Origin of the sequence: Patiriisocius sp., assembly GCF_051252435.1 — a bacterium.
Lineage (GTDB): Bacteria > Bacteroidota > Bacteroidia > Flavobacteriales > Flavobacteriaceae > Patiriisocius.
Genome location: NZ_JBPOFW010000009.1, coordinates 52,384 through 71,481, shown reverse-complemented (window position 1 = coordinate 71,481; position 19,098 = coordinate 52,384). Strand labels below are relative to the sequence as shown.

The window sequence follows — 19,098 nt, the reverse complement described above, 5'->3', positions numbered from 1 at the left end:
CTAAAATTGAAAATAAATAAAAGGTTGTAAATCTCCCGCATTTAATAAAATGACCGCAACAAGTGCATAATAAATAGCATACCGCAACGCTTTTGATTTTATAAAAGCAATGTCCAGCACATGCTCCCTGTGTCTTTGCATCCACTCAAAACACATGTATAAAAACAACAACAAAATCCCACTTCTTGGAATATTGGGCATTGACATCAAGCTCGGAGAAGCGATTGTTTTTAGGTATTGAAAGGCATCTGTAACTGTTTCTACACGGAAGAAAACCCAAGCGACAACAACAATAAAAAAAGTTGCTGAAATATTAAATACTTCTCTAAAAGAAGGTAATAATTTTCCCTTCGGAAATGTGACATCCTTTTTCACAAACAGAATTACCGGAATAACGAACAGCCCATGAATAAAACCCCAAATCACGAAAGTCCAATTGGCACCATGCCACAACCCGCTCACCAAAAACACAATTAAAATATTAATAATCAATCTGCCTTTTGAAACCCTGCTCCCACCCAAAGGGATATACACATAATCCCGAAACCATGTTGAAAGCGACATATGCCAACGACGCCAAAAATCGGATAAATTTTGCGATAAATATGGATAGTTGAAGTTTTTCATTAAATCAAATCCCATCAATCTGGAAGTCCCAATGGCAATATCGCTATAGCCAGAAAAATCACCATAAATTTGAAATGCAAAAAACACCGCTCCAAAAAATAAGGTACTACCGCTTTCGGCTTGATAGTTTTCAAAAATTTGATTGGCGATGAGTGCACAATTATCTGCAATGACCATTTTTTTGAAGAGTCCGCCGAGAATCAATCGCAATCCGTCAACATTGGAATCGCGATGAAATAAACGTGGCTTTTTAAACTGTGGCAATAAATGCGAAGCACGTTCAATGGGTCCGGCCACCAATTGCGGAAAAAACGAAACAAAGGCAAAAAACGCTACTATATCTTTGGTGGGTTCAATACGCTTTCTATATAAATCGATGGTATAGCTTAAGGTTTGGAAGGTGTAAAAACTAATCCCTACAGGCAATAAAATATTTAAAGAACTCAAATTAAAACTGGTACCAAAAACGGCAAAAGTTTCAGAAAATGAGGTTACAAAAAAATTGAAGTATTTGAATGTAAAGAGGAGACCAAGATTAAATACCAAGCTGGCGATGAGCAGCCTTTTTCTCGTTTTAGGAATTTCGGCTTTGCCCATTGCAAGACCTATTGAGTAGTCAACTAGAGAACTAAGAAAAATGAGTGATAAAAATCGCCAATCCCAAAAGGAATAAAACAAATAGCTCACTATTACTAAATATGCATTTTGCCATTGCAGCGACCGCTTGAAAACTGTCCAATACATGACGAGCACAAGTGGAAAGAAAAAAGCAAAATCGATGGTATTGAACAGCATGCTTAGATTTTGTCGCAATATACACAGAAGGTGTGTTTTTGCATTTGGTTGCACACATAAAATTATCTGGGGATACCATATGTAATCTTCAAAAGGAGTTTTGTACTTTCGAGAAATGATTTCTGTGCTGATCCCTACATATAATTATGATGTGCGCGAGCTTGTGACTACCATACACAAACTATGTGTTAACGAAAAGATTACTTTTGAAATTTTAATACTTGACGATTGTAGCACAGACCTTTTGAGTTATGAATTGAATCAAAAAATTTCTAACCTGTCAAACGTAACTTTTTCAAAAAATGAAACAAATCAAGGTCGTACTGCGACTAGAAATAAACTTGCAGAAAGCGCAAAATTTGATTGGTTGTTATTTTTGGATGCAGATGTATTACCAAAAGCAGATTCATTTATATCTAACTATCTTAAAACAATGAGCGAGGCCTATGATTGTATTTTTGGCGGAATTTGCTACACAAAAGAAGCGCCCCAACAGGAGCAATTATTGCGATGGTTGTACGGAAAACTTAGAGAGGCAAAAGCAGTTGACCAAAGAAATACCCATCCTTTTGATATTATTTCTCAAAATTTATTAATCAAAAAAAAAATCTTTTTTGATTGCAATCCTTCAGAATATAACTTTTATGGTATGGATATTCTATTCTCTTATAACTTAAAAAAAACCCAAGCAAAGATGCTACACATCGATAATCCTGTAATACATCATGGATTAGAAAGTAGCGCTTCATTTTTAGACAAATCTTTAAAAGCTGTCGAATCTACATACAAAATGGAAAAAGCGGGATTGATAAGCGAAGATGCACGGCCTTTGCAAAGAGCCTATCTAAAATTAAAAAAAGCACGTAGTTTGAGTTCGTTTCAAAAAACGTACAAGTTGATTGCTTCGAGAGCCGAGAAAAATCTTACTTCAAAAAATCCTTCTATTAGATTGCTGGATGCTTACAAATTAAATTATTACATAAAATTAAAACGACATGGCTAAATTTTCGGTAGTTATTGCTGTTTATAATAAGGAATCTTATATAAGAAAAACACTTCAAAGCGTGCTTGACCAGACTTTTGAAGATTTTGAAGTTATTATTTATAATGATGGTTCAACCGACAATAGCGAGGTAGAAATTTTAAAATTCAAGGATAATAGAATACGTTATTATAAAGGCGACAACCTTGGAGCCGCAGCTGCACGTAATTTTTGTATACATAAAGCTAAAGGAACTTATATTGCTTTACTCGACGCAGACGATGTCTGGAACCCTATTTATTTAGAAGAACAAAATAATTCTATTTTAAAATATAATGATTATAAGGTATTTGCAACTAGGACAGCATCACTAATAAACGGGAAAACGAAAAAAAGAATCTACTCAGTAGACATGAAAAATGGTGAGCGGTATATTTTAAATTATTTTTCTTCAAGTCTTATAAATTCAATATTACATAGTTCGAGCACCGTCATACATAAATCTATATTTGATGTTATAGGATTTTACAATCCTCAAATAAAAAGCGGACAGGATACAGACTTATATGTCCGAATAGGAATTAACTATGATATTGTTTTTTATAATAAAAGCTTAGTTACTTATCATGTAATTAAAGACAGTTTGTTTAGAAGTTCAAAAAGCGTAAGTGACAAACCTAATTTTGATCAATACGAAAGAGAAGAAAAAACGAATCAGAAATTAAAAAAATTTTTAGACCTCAACAGATATTCACTTTGCTTACTAGCAAAATTGGATGATGACAAGGAATCATTTGAATATTTCAAGGATAAAATTGATTTTAAAAACTTAAATTCAAAACAAAAGTTCTTGATAAAACAAAACAAATACACCTTGGTATTATTAAAGAATATTCAAAAAATAGTTGAGCGATATTTATTTAAAATTAGCAGTTTTACTTAATCAATATTTTTTTAATTATAAGTGAAACCCTTTTAAATTAAAATTTCAAAATCTAAATTAGTGTATCCAGTCTGTTTTTCAAGTCGTTTATTTGCAATTTAGTCATCAACAAATCTCCTTGCCCATTAGCATCTTCATAGGTTATAAAATGATGCGGCATGTCTATCGCTCCCGTAATTTGAGTAAAATAAAACCCATCTCTAATATTTCGTTTTTCAGGGAAATATTCCATCAATGTTGCATTTTCACAATACAGACAATTAGTTAATCCTGCCCCGTGGACTCCAATAATCACTTTTGCTTTTGAAAACAATGCTACTTGCTCAAGGTATGGTAGCATTTCAAGATATACGACTTCAACGCCATAACTTTCCAATGAACTTAAAACTTCCTCTTCATTAATCATGCGGCGCTCAGTTGCATTCTTTCTCGAAATCAATATACATTGTGGATGATTTTGACGATAAATGCTTTGTTCTTTAATTCGCTTTAATGCAAGTGTGTTGAGGTTTTGTAAAACAGACGGATCATAAACATTGGTCCATTGGGTTTCATCATTTCGCACATGCGGAAACGAAACTACCATTATTTCTTTCGTTTTTAAAACTTGAGATAATGGCTTTTCAATAATTTGTTGTTCTTCAACATTAAACAAAAAGGATAATGATTCTTTAATAAAAGGTTGTGAGCCAGATTTAATGACAATTTTATAGGAACTAAATTCAGGAAGCTGATGGACCAAAAATATCCTTGTAAGCGATTCAGTCGCCCAATGGAAATAATTATTATCGAGCCTGTTCAATAAGGAAATAACTTTACCAACATTTCTGGAGGGTAAAAATCGCCTTAGTTTTATCAAGTGATTGCTAAACAACTCATCCAAATATTCTCGCTGGAAAATACAATTTTCAAGAATTACTTTTCCATCTTCATCAATGACAATTCCTTTTGAAATTAGCGTTGCATTTTCAATATGAATTACAAAATGCGGACTTCCTTCAATAGCAGTAAAATTAATCCAATAGGGTTTTTCAGAAGAATGAAAATTTAAAAAAGAGGGGTGGAAAACTGTTGCTTTTTTTAAAACCTTTACTTGTTGAGTTTGCTCTTTTCTGAAATCGACAACATCCACAAAATAAGAAAATAATGAACTTACTACTGCATTTGCTTTTTTGAATATATGCGATTTTTTAAGCTGCATTTTATTTTGAGTAGTTCAAAAAATCTTGATATTCTCTTATATAATCACTTTCTTGATACACTTCACTAACGAGTGATAAACATACCGCACCCGCCGAAAAATTTTCCAGTTCACGCCAAACACCACTTGGTATCAACAAGCCTTTATTGGGCCTATTTAAAGTAATCGACCTTCTACTTTTACCATTATCCAAAACCACATCAAAGCTACCGCTAAGCGCTATTAAAAACTGTTGTAGTTCTATGTGTGCATGTCCACCTCTGCTACTATCGCTTGGAACATCGTACAAATAATACACCCTTTTAATGACAAAAGGGAGCACATCTTTTTCAATAACCGACAAATTTCCACGACCGTCCGGATCACTTATTTTTGGTATTTCTTTTAACGCAATTTTTTCTAGATTAATGTATGACATCTTGTAATAATTGGTTCCATTTTTTCCCTATTTCATCCATTGAAAATTGAGATACCGATGGTTTTGTATTTTCTTTTAAAGTACGATAAAACGATTCATCTGTACAAATATTCTGTAGTGCTTTTGCAAATTTTTGTATGTCTCTCTCTGAAATGAGCAGCCCATTTTTTTCGTGTTTTATAATTTCCGAAGGCCCCGAAACAATATCCAAAGAGACAATCGGCGTCCCTAAAGATAAAGATTCAACCAGCACCATAGGGAAACCCTCATATTTGCTGGTCAACGTAACACATCGCGCATTTTTAACAATAGAAAACGGATTATTTTTAAACGGTAAAAAGATAATTTGTTTTGCTGAAATTTCTGCAGAAGCAAACGCTTTCAACATTTTTTCATCTTTTCCTTGGCCCATCAAAACGAGCTGCACACCTTGCTCCCAAAGTCTTGAAGCAGAAAACGACTGCATCAAAAATTTAAAATCCTTTATGCTATCATCAAACCGACCGTAACTTAAAATATAAGTGCCTTTAATTATTTTTTCTTCAGAAATTTCTTGCACCCAAGAAGTGTTATATGCATTATGAATTGTAACGGCATTTGTAACCCCTAGCTTTTCCCGTACATGATTTTCAATATATTTTGAAACTGTTACTGTAGCCAGATTTGAATTATAAACACGTGCAAACATAGCAGGTTTTTGTGTAAAATATACAGCTTGTTTTGAGCTATGAACCACGTATATTTTTGGAACATTTTTATAGATAAAATTGATATAAAATAGCTCCTTGCTAAAGGTATTTTTAGAACGGTGATCGATGACAACATCAAAATTTTTGGTCAATAAAAATTTCCGAAGCCTTTTAAATCTTCGCAATCGATTGAGCGTTTTTCCTTTGGAGTCTTTTAAATCCGATAGATTAAAAATCGTCCCGCTGTACTCAAAATCAATCGCACCTCTTAAAACCACGATATACACTTGATGGCCTAATTGCGATAACATTTGAGAATGCATCGCGACCGAGCGTTCTGCCCCTCCCTTTTCCAAAGAAATTGAAACAAGGCAAATCTTAAATTGTCTATTTTTGTACAACTTTAAAAGGGTTAATGTCATTATTGCAAATATATGAGAATACTTTTAGTAGGTGAGTATAGTAACCTTCACAATTCATTAAAAGCCGGGTTGGTGGCTCTGGGGCATGACGTAACAATTGTTGCGACGGGAGATGGATTTAAGGATTTCCCTGCTGATATTAAACTCAAACGATACTTCATGAAAGGAATTGCAAAAAAGCTGAAAATTGCAATTTACCGCCTATTTAATATTGACCTCACTTCGGTTTTATTGGAACGTCAATTTTTTGGCAAAGCCAAAATGTTACAAGGATTTGACATCGTTCAATTGATAAGCGAAGAATCCTTTTCAGCCGGGTCAAAAGTTGAAAAGAAAATCGTTAGTTTTTTAAAAGAGAATAACAACAAGCTATTCCTACTAAGTTGTGGCACCGATGTATTGAGTGTTAGACATATGCTAAGCGACGCACACCCCTATTCTATTATGAAGGGGTACAAAGATGGCACTGTTGACCCTCATATGTACCGTTACATTTTAAAATTTACAACAGACGCATATTTGGATTTGCACAAGCATATTATAGAGCGAGTTGATGGTGTTATCGCATCAGATTTGGACTATCATTTTCCATTGCTAAATCACCCTAAATATTTAGGGATGATACCTAATCCCATAAACATTGAAAAGCTAACAATTCCCGAAACTAATTTTGACGGTCCCATCAAAATATTTATGGGTGTCAATAGACTTAACTATGCCTTTAAAGGAATTATTTATTTTGAAGAGGCTCTGGCAATTATCAAAGAAAAATTTGGAGATAAAATAACGGTTGAAATTGCTGAGAATCTTCCGTATGCCACTTACATAGAAAAATATAATAGTGCTCATATTATGCTGGATCAAGTATTGTCATACGACCAAGGATACAATGCACTTGAGGCAATGGCAAAAGGAAAAGTAGTGTTTACTGGAGCCGAAAAAGAATTTATAGATCATTACAAACTAGAAAAAACCGTAGCAATCAATGTGCTTCCAGATGCAAAACAAATTGCGCGAGAATTAGAAAAGCTCATTCAAAATCCACAACTTATTAAAGAAATAGGAACAAATTCAAAAAAGTTTATTGCAGAATTTCACGACCACAAAGTTGTCGCTAAAGAATATTTAAGAGTTTGGAGTATCTAAAAAAGTGATTTGTAATTAGCTGCTCTTTTAATTTATATTTGATGTATTTGCCAAAGCAATAAACTAAAGATTACTTAAATTTAAAAAAACTATAACTCACTAGAATCAGTATCTCACATCAAGTTTTTATTAAATGCTCTTTGTAATAATATAAGCACTACGATAAAATAAATTACATAGCGTATAAAGTGAGCAATTACAACTCCCTCCACTCCATAAATGGGTACTAAATAATAGGATAGCCCAAAGAAAAGCACTGTTGAAATCACTTCAGAAAATATAAAATTCCGCACCATTTTTTTTGCTAAAAATTGTGTGGCGAGGATTATGGAGGCTAGCCTAATAAAATCGCCCATCAATTGCCATTTAAATAATTGCGCCATACCATCAAATCCCGGGAAAATTAAATCGATAATAAAATGACGCAAAAAATAAATAAGTAACATGCCTACACCAAAAAGAGGCAACAATGTTTTATAAATACTGCCCACTTCTTTAAAAAATAACTTTTTAGTTTTAATGGTTGCAAACTTAGGAATCACATACATCGTAAATAACAGCGATGAAAACGCCATGTAGTTTTTTGAAAGATCAAGCATCCCAGACCAGAGACCAGATTCGGTTTGCGAGATATTTGTTCTAATCATATTTCTTATTTCCACCTCAACGAAACTCAATACAACTGTTGACATAAAAGAAATCAACGTAAATGCCAACAATACATTTTTAAAAGGAATTCGAAATGAAATATCCTTGTAGTGAATGTAATTTTTAAACGTTTTTAAAAACACATATAACAAAATCACCAATTGAATTACAGGTGTTACGGCTATAGCATATAAGGCATATTCAAACTCATTTACCCAAGCAAAATACAAGAGTAAAATTGCAGAAACTACATAGCTTATAATGTCAACTTTCGCAAAACGTTTGTATTCCGTAAGTCCATTAACAACGCCATTATACAAGCGCTGTAAACCAATAAGAGGAGCCACACATCCTAGAATAATCATCACAGAGGCATAATCAGTAGTCTCAAAAAAGTAATTCGAAAGTGTTTCAGAAAATAAGATAAACCCAATGGCTACTAAAGTTGAACTAAACATCCAAAAAACAAATGCCGTCGAAAATAATCCATTTAACTTATCTTGATCCTCTTTATGTTCGGCCACATATTTTACGATTCCATTAAAGAAACCAAAAGATGTCAATGAAAGAATCCCTTGCTGAACACTGCGTAATTGGCCAATAACATCAATCCCAACTTCACCAAAATTTTCAGCTACAACCCTTCTTATAAATAAAGAAAGTATTTGTCGTACTAAAATTATAGGCGCATTGACTGAGGTAATCTTCAGCAACAAATTAGATTTAATAAAATGTGGAATTTTCAATTAGTAGCTGTTTAAGACTTCGATAACGCGACTCACTTGTTGTGCATCCATCACTGGACTTATGGGAATACTTATTACTTGATTATGTATTTTTTCGGTAATCGGAAACTTTAAATGTTTAAAATCTGGCAGCGCATTTTGTTGATGCGGCGCTATGGGATAATGAATTAAATTACCAATCCCATTTTCATTTAAATACGTTTGAAATTCATTTCTATTCTCCACTTGAACTACAAACAAATGGAATATGTGAGCATCACTTTTATCATAAAACGGCAAGGTGATTTTAGAATTATTTATTTCTGAAATATAACGCGTGGCAATTTTTCTCCGGAAATCATTATCGGAATCCAAAGTAGGTAATTTAACATTTAAAAATGCAGCCTGAATTTCATCGAGCCTTGAATTGAAACCCAAAACTTCATTGACATATTTTGAGGAGGTTCCATAATTTCTTAGTTTCCGAATTACTTCAGCCAAGTCATCATCATTTGTTGTCACTGCCCCACCATCGCCTAAGGCACCTAAATTTTTTGTTGGGTAAAAACTAAAACCTGCAGCGCTTCCTAAATTTCCAGCACGGTTTCCATTTGCGTCCTTTGCTCCGTGCGCTTGTGCCGCATCTTCAATTATCAACAAATTATGTTTGCTGCTCAATGCAAGAATTTCTTTCATTGGAGCTAATTGTCCATACAAATGCACAGGCATAATTGCTTTAGATTTCGGCGTTATGCCAGCTTCTAAAGCGTCCAAATCAAAGTTAAAAGTTTTAGATTCTGCTTCAACCAAGACAGGTTTTAAACCCGCTTGTTTTATGGCTATAATAGTCGCTATATATGTATTTGAGGCCACAAGAACCTCATCGCCAATGCTTAATTTATCTAATAATTTGTAGCCTTCAAGAATTAATTGTAGCGCATCAAGTCCATTACCAACGCCCACACAATGTGCTGTTCCGCAATACTTTGCAAACGATTGCTCAAATGTTTTTACTTGATTGCCTAATATGTAATAACTGCTGTCTAAAAAATCCTGAAACCCAATTTTAAACTCATCTTCAAAACGAGCATTTATGGCATGCAAATCTACAAATGGAATCATATAACGTTTAGGTCTAAAGTTTTATATTTTGCTGTCTCTACAACGTAATTATCAGCCACAAAGGTGCGCGCACCGCAACTTTCTTTCCAAAAAATGAGGCCGCTATTGAGTTTTTTACCGTTTTCTTCGCTCGAAATATTGAAATCGAAATACCGTTTTTGTTTGTCAAAATGATTGATAATAAAATCGTATGCTAGGTCTAAACTTCCGTAGGTATTTTTATCACTATTGCCCGAAACATATTGCGGGTGGATGGTTGTTTTTGTCAGAAAAACAGTTGTCCCCGCGACAATCACATCATCTTTATAGACATTGACCTGTTTAATATTTTCGGGGAAACGAGCTGCGAGCAATTCAATTTCTTCTAATGAATGCACCGGTTTAACGTTGTGTTTTTTGCTCAGGTTCGGAATTAAAATTTCATTCCAAAAGCTTTCAAAGGTATCTTCTATCTTGATTTTTAACCCATTTCGTATGGCTTTGTTAATGCCTTCTCTCCTATTTTTTTGAAATCCCAAATTGTGCGTTGTGTCTATCACCATCAATGCATCTCTTTTTGTTAAGGTCGCTTCAGCTTTAAACAGAAAATAGGCGAGCTCGTCTGCTGGGACGGTATTGTAAAAAGTAGGAATATTTCTAATTTCTAACGTGTTTATTCCTTCCGAAGACAGAAATTTCAAAAGAGCTTTAAAGGCTTCAAAAGAATATAATAATTTAGATTTTTCTTGAAGAACAAAACTTCCGTAGGTCAATCCTTGATGTGAATACACCACCCCATCTTTTATGTTTGCAGGAAACACCGAATATAATTGCTCATCTTTAAAAACCATTAGAGAATAGTCTTCAAATCTATTTTTGTGATAATCCATGAAATTTCGGTCAAACAAAAACGTAGCATTTTTCGCGCTTGCAATAAATGTGTTCCATGCATCTTCATGCTCTGGTTTGTATTTTTTTACTTGATAGTTAGACATATAATTTCAAGATGCATTTTTTTAAAAGATGTTGCTTTCTCACCGTGTAAAACTAAAATTAATTTTACTTTTAACGGGTATTTATAACCTTAAATGATAGGCTCAAAAACTACTTTACCAGCATCATTGATATATTTGTAAACTCCATTGGGAGCGCCATCTTTTAAAATAACGTAACTACTATCATCCTGCAAGCTTTGTAGATACTGCTCATTTTCGGCAAGATAAGAGAATATTACTCTAAAAATATTCACGCTACTCGATAGTTCTGATGTGAATTCTGGCTCATTACTATTAGGCCAATGAATCAATAAATTACTACTGAAAATTGACTTGACAATTTCAGGTTTTTGCGTTTTTTTATAGATCTGCTCCGTAAAATCCATACCCACAAATCCGCCGTGGTCTGCCATGATAATCACCAATGCGTTAGGGTCTTTTTCTTTGATTACTGTAATTAAATTTGTCAATTTTTCATTTGCAAACGCTAAGCTTTCTATCCATTGTTCGCGTTCAATTACTTTACCTTCACTTATCGCTTCTCTTCCTTCAATATGCCCAGGATTAAACATTTCAATAAAGAAAAATTGAGGTTTTGATGTATTAATTTTTGTATTGCTTAAAAATTGCACTACGTCTCTTTGTTCGCCTAAACCAGTTCCAATAAAGGGAATTTCAGAAACATCAATATTGCTTGCATCGTACCCCAACGTAGGTTTGTTCATCAACAAATAATGCTTCTCGCCTAAAAAAGTAGTGGTATATCCGTTATTTTTAAAAGCATCTAATACCACGTTTTTCGACATGATAATATCTCGCGAATTGAGCGATTCGCTAAATCTTTTATTACCCTCATAATAGTGATGCTTCATCATAAAAATGGAACTATTTGATGAAAGCGTAGAAGCATAATTGCTTCGGAAATTTGCATAGTGTGTAAAACCTTGTGCTGTAACAAAATTTTCAAACGTGCTACTCTCGTAACTATACGGTGGAAGTTTTAATTCAGAAAAATTGACATAGCCGTCTGGCTGGATATAATAGACATTCGGTTTTTTCTTGAACACAACATTTGCTATGTCGTCCGGTTGTTGCATCCACGCCGTATTATATGTGAGTTGTTTTACGATATGTTGTGTGAGTGAAAAACCTGCGATTACGGCAAGTATGAGCTGCAAGGCAATAATTTTCTTGTAATGTTTGTAAAGTACAAAAGCCAACACCGCAGCAATACCAATAATCGCTACAATCATTTTTTTCTGAATACCCGCATACATGCAAACCTTCATCAAAAAGAGAAAAATAAAAATGCTTAAAAATGGAAATACATATTTTTGAAATTTCTCAGGTACAACCTTTTGCCTCAACAATTTAAAAAGCAGAAAAATAATAAAGGGAATCCCAATGAACATGAGTAAAAAATACCCAAAATGCCCCCACGAATTTACAAGGGAATAATTACTCGAATAATAAAAAAAAATAGGATATAAACCAGCTGCAATCGCAGCAAGTAAAGGAGATGCATTGTTTGATTTTAAAAATGTTTCAAGAATACGTTCCTTTTTAGGCGATGCCATGTTGTTTGTTTTTGTAAAGATACAAAATGCGTTTTGTGCCTTTCAACTCTATCTTCTTCTCTAAGGTAAAAAACTGTTCGTAACCTTGTTCAAATTGCTTCTGATTATAAAAATCAAAGTGATTGATAAATTCTCTTTTTCTAACCAACAAACTCTCCACCCACGAGTCCTCTCTTTTTGGGAATTCAATAATGAGGTGCTTTGAAAATTTTGAGAAAAACTCGGCACTTTTATCAAACGGCACATTTCCGCTTAAAGTAATGTGATGAATTAAAGCTAGCGCCATCGTAATATCTGGAGCGTACGTTGCCAACCGCTCAATTAAAGAATTACGCTCTGTATTATTAAACCCAATTCCTGGCGCAGGTTGCAGTACATCGCATACAAAGGGCAACATATTTGTCTCTTTGTTTTCCTGTACTTGTTTGTAGTTGTAGGCTACAGCATTACTATCAATATCTGTAACAATTACCTCGGACACGTTTGACAATATGGTACGGGCAAAAGTACCATCGTTGCCTCCCATATCAATCAATTTTTGAGGCTTTAAATCACTCACCCACTCTTGAATAAGTTCTTTTTTACCCTGAAATGAAGCATCATCATAATTTGTCTTTTCGTAATAATTACCCCATTCCGTCTCTTCTTTGAGACTCATTTTTTTAATAAAATTAAAGAGGTTTTCAAGAATATTATTCTGTGCTTTTTTTGACAGTTTTGCAATCTTCGTTTCAGCACTATAATCTTCGCTGTGTTTACTTTCCATCTTTGCAGCAAGGTGGATGTTTGAGTAAATCGTAGAACTCAACTTTGCTTTTCCAGGCAATAATGACGAAATCAAACCCATTGGAATACCGTCAATATGTGTTTGTAGCATTTTGAAAATTTCGGTGCCGTGGTAACTTGCCAAAACTAAGGGTCCAAAAAAGTGCGTAATAAACTGCTTATACGCTCTCCAAGGTTTATCTTCTTCGTAAAAATCGAACGATAAAGTGTCTATAAAAATAGGTTTTCCATTATGAAAAGTAATGTTATATGCTGAAGCGTCCTTCAAAATAAACCCTTTAGTCAAGGCATATTTTTGAAGTTTTAAAGTATGCAACGCAGCATGTTTGTACTGCTCAAAACTCCACTCGTAAGGATTGGTTATAAACGAAATAGGTTCTGGAGTAATTATAATTTCACTTTCAGAAACAGAAGTTTCTTCGTGAGGGATAAGTAGTTGATTTTTGAAAAGCGTTTTAAAAAAACCGCTTTCTTTCAATGCTTTATATTGCTTAAAATAGATGGGATTTATGCGTCTCCGCAAAACATTACCATCATGAAACATGTACCCAGAGGGGTCTCTAAATGAAGCTTCGTGCGTGGTATTACTTTTTGTCATCTTCCTCATCCTCATTTTCATCTACGTCAATAGAATCATACGTATCATCATCATATTTATTCATTCCAAAAAAACTTTTTATTTTATACAAAACACCTTTAGAAAAAAGCAGTATGCCCGCAAACACAGCAGCAATAGCCTGCACAATCATCATACCTGTTCCAGCGTCAAAATATAAAAAGCTCATTCTATTTTGTTTTATCTATTTTATTAAACTATCCGCAAATTAACTAAAAAAGACGGAGTTTATTGAGGGTGGGTTAAAGTAAATTGTTAAAAGTTGCAACCCCAAAAGGTGACAATAAAGTACATAACGTAAAATCTGGTATTTCATTTTAATTTCGGCATTTCCAATTTTCGCTTTTATATCCTAACGGAAATATAACTCGATGTAAATATTAGCTGTTGTTTTAAAATTTCCGAAGAAAAACCGAATAAAAAAAGGGTTAAAAGTTTTTACACCTTTAACCCTTTTTAAATCTATAGATGTAAATTACATCTTGTTACGTTTTCTGTCTGTAGCTTTCAACCAAACCTTACGAATTCGCAAGTGATTGGGCGTTACCTCAACATACTCATCTTTTTGAATGAATTCAAGCGCTTCTTCTAATGAAAATTTAATCGCAGGAACAATTTTTGCTTTATCGTCTGCACCACTTGAACGTACGTTAGAAAGTTTCTTCGTTTTTGTGATATTCACTTCCATATCATCTTGACGAGTGTTCTCTCCAATAACTTGTCCTTCATAAATTTCCTCATTCGGATTTACGAAGAAACGGCCTCTATCTTGTAATTTATCAATTGAATATGGAATTGCACTTCCATTTTCCATAGAAACCAAAGATCCGTTTTGACGTTCTGGAATTCCACCTTTTAAAGGTTGGTATTCAAGAAAACGGTGTGTCATGATTGCCTCACCCGCCGTAGCTGTTAATAATTGGTTACGTAAACCAATGATTCCACGTGATGGAATCTGGAATTGGCAGATCATACGATCACCTTTTGCTTCCATTGATAACATCTCTCCTTTTCTAATGGTAACCATATTCACTGCTGTACCACTTACACTTTCTGGAAGGTCAATTGTTAACTCTTCAACTGGCTCACATTTAACACCATCAATTTCTCTAATGATTACTTGTGGTTGCCCAATTTGTAATTCATATCCTTCGCGACGCATGGTCTCAATCAATACCGAAAGGTGTAAGATACCACGACCAAAAACTAAAAATTTATCGGCACTTCCCGTTTCTTCCAAACGGAGCGCTAGGTTTTTCTCAAGTTCTTTTTCCAGTCTCTCTTTTATATGGCGAGATGTTACAAACTTTCCATCTTTTCCAAAGAAAGGCGAATCGTTAATCGTAAACAACATGCTCATCGTTGGCTCATCGATTGCGATAGTTTTCATTCCTTCAGGATTTTCAAAATCGGCAACCGTGTCGCCAATTTCAAAACCTTCCAGTCCAACAAGCGCACAAATATCTCCTGCTTGAACTTCTGTTACTCTTTTACGCCCAAGACCTTCAAACGTGTGAAGTTCTTTAATTTTCGACTTTACAATAGAACCATCACGCTTTACCAATGAAACTTTCATTCCGTCTTTTAAAACACCTCTTTGTAAACGTCCAATGGCAATACGGCCTGTAAATGAAGAGAAATCTAAAGACGTGATCAACATTTGTAAGCTTCCTTCTTTAATTTCAAAAGAAGGCACATGCTCAACAACCATATCTAATAATGGCTCGATATTATCTGTTTCATTTTTCCAGTCATCACTCATCCAATTGTTTTTGGCAGAACCATAAACCGTTGGAAAATCTAGTTGCCATTCTTCGGCACCGAGTTCAAACATTAAGTCAAAAACTTTTTCGTGTACTTCTTCTGGAGTACAGTTTTCTTTGTCTACTTTATTGATTACCACGCAAGGCTTTAAACCAAGGTCAAGTGCTTTTTGAAGTACAAAACGCGTTTGAGGCATTGGGCCTTCAAAAGCATCAACTAGCAAACAAACACCATCTGCCATGTTTAATACTCGCTCTACCTCTCCACCAAAATCGGCGTGACCAGGCGTATCGATAATATTAATTTTAGTGTCTTTATAAACTACAGAAACATTCTTTGATGTAATTGTAATACCACGTTCACGTTCAAGATCGTTATTGTCAAGAATTAAATCTCCTGTGTTTTCATTGTCACGAAACAATTGACAGTGATACATAATTTTATCTACCAAGGTTGTTTTACCGTGGTCAACGTGTGCAATAATTGCGATGTTTTTAATTTCCATTTTCAAAGTCCGCTAAGGCGGCTAACTATTTAATTAAGTGACAATTAAAACATTGAAAATCAATTGACTTTTTCATGCTTTTTTTGACGGTGCAAAAGTACTGCTAATTAATGGATAACTTGCAAGTTAAGGGGTGATATTTTAATACTAGAAAAATCGTGTTATTTCTACTTTGTAAATTTAACTTAATAATATTTTGATTATATTTAATGATAATCCTCATAAGATGAAAATAAAATTAAATGATGAAAAAATATTTTTTTGTAATTGCTCTACTTTTTAGCTCGATTTCTTTTGCTCAATGGGAAATACAAGAGGTTATATCGTTAACTTCAATTGAGCCTTCATTTGCTTTGCCATTTGACATTGATGGAGATGGGTTCATTGATATACTAGCCAATTCAAATAATAGCTTTAATTTAGTTTGGTATAGAAACACTAATGGGCAAGGAGATTTTGAAGAATCACAAACGTTAAATAATGTTCCCACTGCATATTTGAGAATAATACACCAAGATATTGATAGTGACGGTGATAAAGATTTACTCTTCTTAGAGAACAATCCAAATAGAATTCAATGGATGGAAAATCTCGACGGTAATGGAAATTTTGGAATACCACAGTTAATTTTTGAAAGGATAGATGACTATGTCAATGATATCTCTTTAATGGACATTAACAATGATGGTCATTTTGATTTGATTATGACATATCAAGATTTTTTTACGCACAGCATAGTTTGGAGAGAAAATATTAATGGTATTGGCACATTCGAAAATGAAATAGTAATTATAGGCGAAACAGAAAACATCACTCACCCTACACTCGCAGATATCAATAATGATGGTTTAATAGATTTTGTAACAGCACATGAAGAAAATTTTGCGGCAAAATTAGTATGGTACGAAAATCTTGGAGATAGTACATTTAGTCAAGAAAATGCAATTTTCCAGTATCAATACTCAGCATCAGATTGGACAAGTGTTTATGGAATTCAAATGGCAGATATCAATACGGATGGGATTGAGGATATTGCCTATAGCACAGTGAATGATGATATTGGTAGCTACTTTTACTGGATTCCCGGCAATAATACTGGAACGTCGTTTGAAGAACCTATTTTGATTCCCAATATAACCTTTGGTAATTTGGCTTATGATATGGATAATGATGGCGATGTTGATATGCTTAGAAATTTAAGACAAATTGATGAGATTAGATGGAAAGTTAATAATGGAGAAGGTATTTTTAGTGATGATATATTAATTACAACACAAGTTGATTTCCCGATTTTTTCCGCTATGGCAGATTTAAATGGTGATGGTTTTCTTGATTTGATTTCCGCATCAATTGGCGATGACAAAATTGCTTGGTATCCCAGTTCTGGAATTTTTGGCATAGAAGACAATAGTCTCAATACTATACAAGCCGTCCCAAATCCTACAAATGGTATTGTTAGTCTAATTTCCGAAGCACAAATAAAAAAAGTTATTGTAAATGATATGTTGGGGCGCCAACTCAACAATGTTTATAAAGAAGAAACAATTGATCTGACTAATGCTCCAATTGGAATTTATCTCGTGGCCATTACTTTTGAAAACGGAAGATCTGAAGTGTTGAAGGTGATTAAACACTAAAATTTCAACGATATTAGAGAACGCAAAATAGGGTAGTAATTTACTATCTTTACACAACTAAAAATCTACTATGCATCTTTCAGAAATTCCTAGAATAAAACACGCAGATTCAGACAACTTTTTTTTACTCGCTGGCCCTTGCGCTATTGAAGGAGAAGATATGGCGCTCAAAATTGCCGAAAAGGTGTTGAGCATCACCGATGCACTCAAAATACCGTACATTTTTAAAGGAAGCTTCAAAAAAGCAAACCGAAGCCGTATTGATAGTTTTACAGGAATTGGTGATGAAAAGGCGTTGAAAATTCTTCGTAAAGTTTCAGAAACGTTTGACGTTCCAACGGTGACGGATATTCACGAAGTAAGCGATGCTGCTATGGCTGCGGAATATGTGGACGTGTTACAAATTCCAGCATTTTTAGTGCGCCAAACCGATTTAGTTGTCGCAGCTGCCGAAACCGGTAAAGTGGTCAACCTCAAAAAAGGACAATTTATGAGTCCGGAGGCGATGCAACACGCAGTGCAAAAGGTGAAAGATTCGGGGAGCGATAAAGCTTGGATTACAGACCGTGGTACCATGTTTGGCTATCAAGATATGATTGTTGATTTCCGTGGAATTCCAACGATGAAACAATATGCGCCCGTTATTCTTGATGTGACCCATAGTTTACAACAACCCAATCAAAGTGCAGGTGTTACAGGCGGGAGACCCGAAATGATAAGTACCATAGCTCGTGCTGGAATTGCCACCGGTGCCGACGGACTTTTTATCGAAACCCACTTTGATCCAACAAATGCAAAAAGTGACGGCGCCAATATGCTCGACTTGAGCAGGCTCGAAAAATTGTTGACAGATTTGACGGCTATTAGAAGAGTTGTAAGAAGTTTGTAAATCATACAATAAGAGCTGCAAAACGTGAACCCTCAACAAACATATCTAAATGGAAAATCCGTTTTTATTGTTTCTAGTCTCGTTATAGCTGTTACTATTATAACCGTATATCTAACAGGTGTAAATTACAATAGATCACTTACCTCAAACTTATATTTATCCTTATCAATAATTGGATTTACATTATTTGTTTTTATGACATTTGGTCTTTATAAAGGACTGGGCCTGAAAGATGATTTTCCTAAATATAAAGAATTTGAGAGTGGCGCCTTATTAGGAAACGCTTCGCCATCATCAGAAACACCATCTATCGATATAGCTGATGGAATTGGCGGAATAATTACATCAATACTTTTATGGATAGGAATGACAATAGCAATAATTTTGTTGTCAGTTTTGCTTGAAGTAATTTTCTGGTTCTCCCTTTTTATTCTACTAACAATGCTATATTGGGTATTTTTTAGAGCACTAAAATTTGTATTTTCAAAATCTATTATTACAAAAGGAGATATTGGAATTTCACTAATTTATGCTATAACTTTTACGTCTCTATATTTGGGTTGGTTATTTGTGCTAGTCTATCTCAAAGAAATTTTCAGTTAAAACTTAATTGTCTCATTTTTAAATTCGTA

At 34.2% G+C, this 19,098-nt stretch carries 17 protein-coding genes; 6 read left to right on the top strand and 11 right to left on the bottom strand.

Annotation, left to right across the window (positions count from 1 at the left end; translation table 11 throughout):
- The gene (locus ACSHW7_RS15045; protein WP_435680190.1) at positions 1 to 1,422 is read right to left on the bottom strand and encodes an MBOAT family O-acyltransferase; all 1,422 of its coding nucleotides are present in this window, start codon (positions 1,420 to 1,422) and stop codon (positions 1 to 3) included.
- 124 nt (positions 1,423 to 1,546) lie between these two features.
- Here ACSHW7_RS15045 and ACSHW7_RS15040 point away from each other — a divergent pair, with 124 nt between their 5' ends.
- Both ACSHW7_RS15040 and ACSHW7_RS15035 read left to right on the top strand, forming a co-directional pair.
- On the top strand, positions 1,547 to 2,425 hold the full coding sequence (locus ACSHW7_RS15040; protein ID WP_435680189.1) for a glycosyltransferase family 2 protein: 879 nt from the start codon (positions 1,547 to 1,549) through the stop codon (positions 2,423 to 2,425).
- Entirely contained in the window at positions 2,418 to 3,347 is a 930-nt protein-coding gene (locus ACSHW7_RS15035) for a glycosyltransferase family 2 protein (RefSeq protein WP_435680188.1), read from the top strand. Before ACSHW7_RS15040 ends, ACSHW7_RS15035 begins: the two co-directional genes overlap by 8 nt.
- Before the next feature lie 52 nt (positions 3,348 to 3,399).
- Here ACSHW7_RS15035 and ACSHW7_RS15030 read toward each other — a convergent pair whose 3' ends face one another.
- The 3 genes from ACSHW7_RS15030 to ACSHW7_RS15020 are packed head-to-tail and all read right to left on the bottom strand — an operon-like array spanning position 3,400 to position 6,077.
- Positions 3,400 to 4,548 carry a glycosyltransferase family 61 protein gene (locus tag ACSHW7_RS15030; RefSeq protein WP_435680187.1) on the bottom strand — a complete coding sequence of 383 codons (1,149 nt, stop codon included), beginning with the start codon at positions 4,546 to 4,548 and terminating at the stop codon, positions 3,400 to 3,402.
- Between the two features lies 1 nt (position 4,549).
- Positions 4,550 to 4,966: a sugar 3,4-ketoisomerase gene (locus tag ACSHW7_RS15025; RefSeq protein WP_435680186.1), complete on the bottom strand. Its 417-nt coding sequence runs from the start codon at positions 4,964 to 4,966 to the stop codon at positions 4,550 to 4,552.
- Positions 4,953 to 6,077 carry a glycosyltransferase gene (locus ACSHW7_RS15020; RefSeq protein ID WP_435680185.1) on the bottom strand — a complete coding sequence of 375 codons (1,125 nt, stop codon included), beginning with the start codon at positions 6,075 to 6,077 and terminating at the stop codon, positions 4,953 to 4,955. The genes ACSHW7_RS15025 and ACSHW7_RS15020 overlap by 14 nt, the downstream gene beginning before the upstream one ends.
- 12 nt (positions 6,078 to 6,089) lie before the next feature.
- On the opposite strand from ACSHW7_RS15020, the gene ACSHW7_RS15015 reads away from it, so the two are divergent.
- A complete protein-coding gene (locus ACSHW7_RS15015; protein WP_435680184.1) occupies positions 6,090 to 7,223 on the top strand; it encodes a glycosyltransferase family protein in 1,134 nt (377 codons plus the stop codon).
- A gap of 113 nt (positions 7,224 to 7,336) precedes the next feature.
- Here ACSHW7_RS15015 and ACSHW7_RS15010 read toward each other — a convergent pair whose 3' ends face one another.
- The 7 genes from ACSHW7_RS15010 to typA form a co-directional block, all read right to left on the bottom strand.
- Entirely contained in the window at positions 7,337 to 8,617 is a 1,281-nt protein-coding gene (locus tag ACSHW7_RS15010; protein ID WP_435680183.1) for an O-antigen translocase, read from the bottom strand.
- Positions 8,618 to 9,718 (bottom strand): DegT/DnrJ/EryC1/StrS family aminotransferase, encoded by a 1,101-nt coding sequence (locus ACSHW7_RS15005; RefSeq protein ID WP_435680182.1) that lies wholly within the window; start codon positions 9,716 to 9,718, stop codon positions 8,618 to 8,620.
- Positions 9,715 to 10,692 carry a GNAT family N-acetyltransferase gene (locus tag ACSHW7_RS15000; protein ID WP_435680181.1) on the bottom strand — a complete coding sequence of 326 codons (978 nt, stop codon included), beginning with the start codon at positions 10,690 to 10,692 and terminating at the stop codon, positions 9,715 to 9,717. The genes ACSHW7_RS15005 and ACSHW7_RS15000 overlap by 4 nt, the downstream gene beginning before the upstream one ends.
- An 89-nt stretch (positions 10,693 to 10,781) precedes the next feature.
- Positions 10,782 to 12,269, bottom strand: coding sequence for a sulfatase-like hydrolase/transferase (locus ACSHW7_RS14995; RefSeq protein WP_435680180.1), 1,488 nt, complete (start codon positions 12,267 to 12,269; stop codon positions 10,782 to 10,784).
- Positions 12,256 to 13,662: a class I SAM-dependent methyltransferase gene (locus ACSHW7_RS14990; protein ID WP_435680179.1), complete on the bottom strand. Its 1,407-nt coding sequence runs from the start codon at positions 13,660 to 13,662 to the stop codon at positions 12,256 to 12,258. Before ACSHW7_RS14990 ends, ACSHW7_RS14995 begins: the two co-directional genes overlap by 14 nt.
- On the bottom strand, positions 13,640 to 13,840 hold the full coding sequence (locus ACSHW7_RS14985; RefSeq protein ID WP_435680178.1) for a hypothetical protein: 201 nt from the start codon (positions 13,838 to 13,840) through the stop codon (positions 13,640 to 13,642). The genes ACSHW7_RS14990 and ACSHW7_RS14985 overlap by 23 nt, the downstream gene beginning before the upstream one ends.
- 306 nt (positions 13,841 to 14,146) lie before the next feature.
- A complete protein-coding gene (typA, locus tag ACSHW7_RS14980; protein WP_435680177.1) occupies positions 14,147 to 15,940 on the bottom strand; it encodes a translational GTPase TypA in 1,794 nt (597 codons plus the stop codon).
- A 242-nt stretch (positions 15,941 to 16,182) separates the two neighbouring features.
- On the opposite strand from typA, the gene ACSHW7_RS14975 reads away from it, so the two are divergent.
- From ACSHW7_RS14975 to ACSHW7_RS14965, 3 genes are all read left to right on the top strand, one after another.
- A complete protein-coding gene (locus tag ACSHW7_RS14975; protein ID WP_435680176.1) occupies positions 16,183 to 17,577 on the top strand; it encodes a T9SS type A sorting domain-containing protein in 1,395 nt (464 codons plus the stop codon).
- Between the two features lie 70 nt (positions 17,578 to 17,647).
- Complete coding sequence (gene kdsA / locus ACSHW7_RS14970) at positions 17,648 to 18,466, top strand: 3-deoxy-8-phosphooctulonate synthase (protein WP_435680175.1); 819 nt, start codon at positions 17,648 to 17,650, stop codon at positions 18,464 to 18,466.
- A 24-nt stretch (positions 18,467 to 18,490) separates the two neighbouring features.
- Positions 18,491 to 19,069, top strand: a complete 579-nt coding sequence (locus tag ACSHW7_RS14965; RefSeq protein WP_435680174.1) for a hypothetical protein — start codon at positions 18,491 to 18,493, stop codon at positions 19,067 to 19,069.
- Positions 19,070 to 19,098 lie beyond the last annotated feature (29 nt).

Coding starts and splice junctions, on each gene's coding strand:
- ACSHW7_RS15005 (WP_435680182.1), bottom strand. CDS start 9,718: ATGATTCCATTTGTAGATTTGCATGCCATAAATGCTCGTTTTGAAGAT.
- kdsA (WP_435680175.1), top strand. CDS start 17,648: ATGCATCTTTCAGAAATTCCTAGAATAAAACACGCAGATTCAGACAAC.
- ACSHW7_RS15030 (WP_435680187.1), bottom strand. CDS start 4,548: ATGCAGCTTAAAAAATCGCATATATTCAAAAAAGCAAATGCAGTAGTA.
- ACSHW7_RS15020 (WP_435680185.1), bottom strand. CDS start 6,077: ATGACATTAACCCTTTTAAAGTTGTACAAAAATAGACAATTTAAGATT.
- ACSHW7_RS14995 (WP_435680180.1), bottom strand. CDS start 12,269: ATGGCATCGCCTAAAAAGGAACGTATTCTTGAAACATTTTTAAAATCA.
- ACSHW7_RS14985 (WP_435680178.1), bottom strand. CDS start 13,840: ATGAGCTTTTTATATTTTGACGCTGGAACAGGTATGATGATTGTGCAG.
- ACSHW7_RS14975 (WP_435680176.1), top strand. CDS start 16,183: ATGATGAAAAAATATTTTTTTGTAATTGCTCTACTTTTTAGCTCGATT.
- ACSHW7_RS15045 (WP_435680190.1), bottom strand. CDS start 1,422: ATGCTGTTCAATACCATCGATTTTGCTTTTTTCTTTCCACTTGTGCTC.
- ACSHW7_RS15035 (WP_435680188.1), top strand. CDS start 2,418: ATGGCTAAATTTTCGGTAGTTATTGCTGTTTATAATAAGGAATCTTAT.
- ACSHW7_RS15000 (WP_435680181.1), bottom strand. CDS start 10,692: ATGTCTAACTATCAAGTAAAAAAATACAAACCAGAGCATGAAGATGCA.
- typA (WP_435680177.1), bottom strand. CDS start 15,940: ATGGAAATTAAAAACATCGCAATTATTGCACACGTTGACCACGGTAAA.
- ACSHW7_RS14990 (WP_435680179.1), bottom strand. CDS start 13,662: ATGAGGAAGATGACAAAAAGTAATACCACGCACGAAGCTTCATTTAGA.
- ACSHW7_RS15015 (WP_435680184.1), top strand. CDS start 6,090: ATGAGAATACTTTTAGTAGGTGAGTATAGTAACCTTCACAATTCATTA.
- ACSHW7_RS15025 (WP_435680186.1), bottom strand. CDS start 4,966: ATGTCATACATTAATCTAGAAAAAATTGCGTTAAAAGAAATACCAAAA.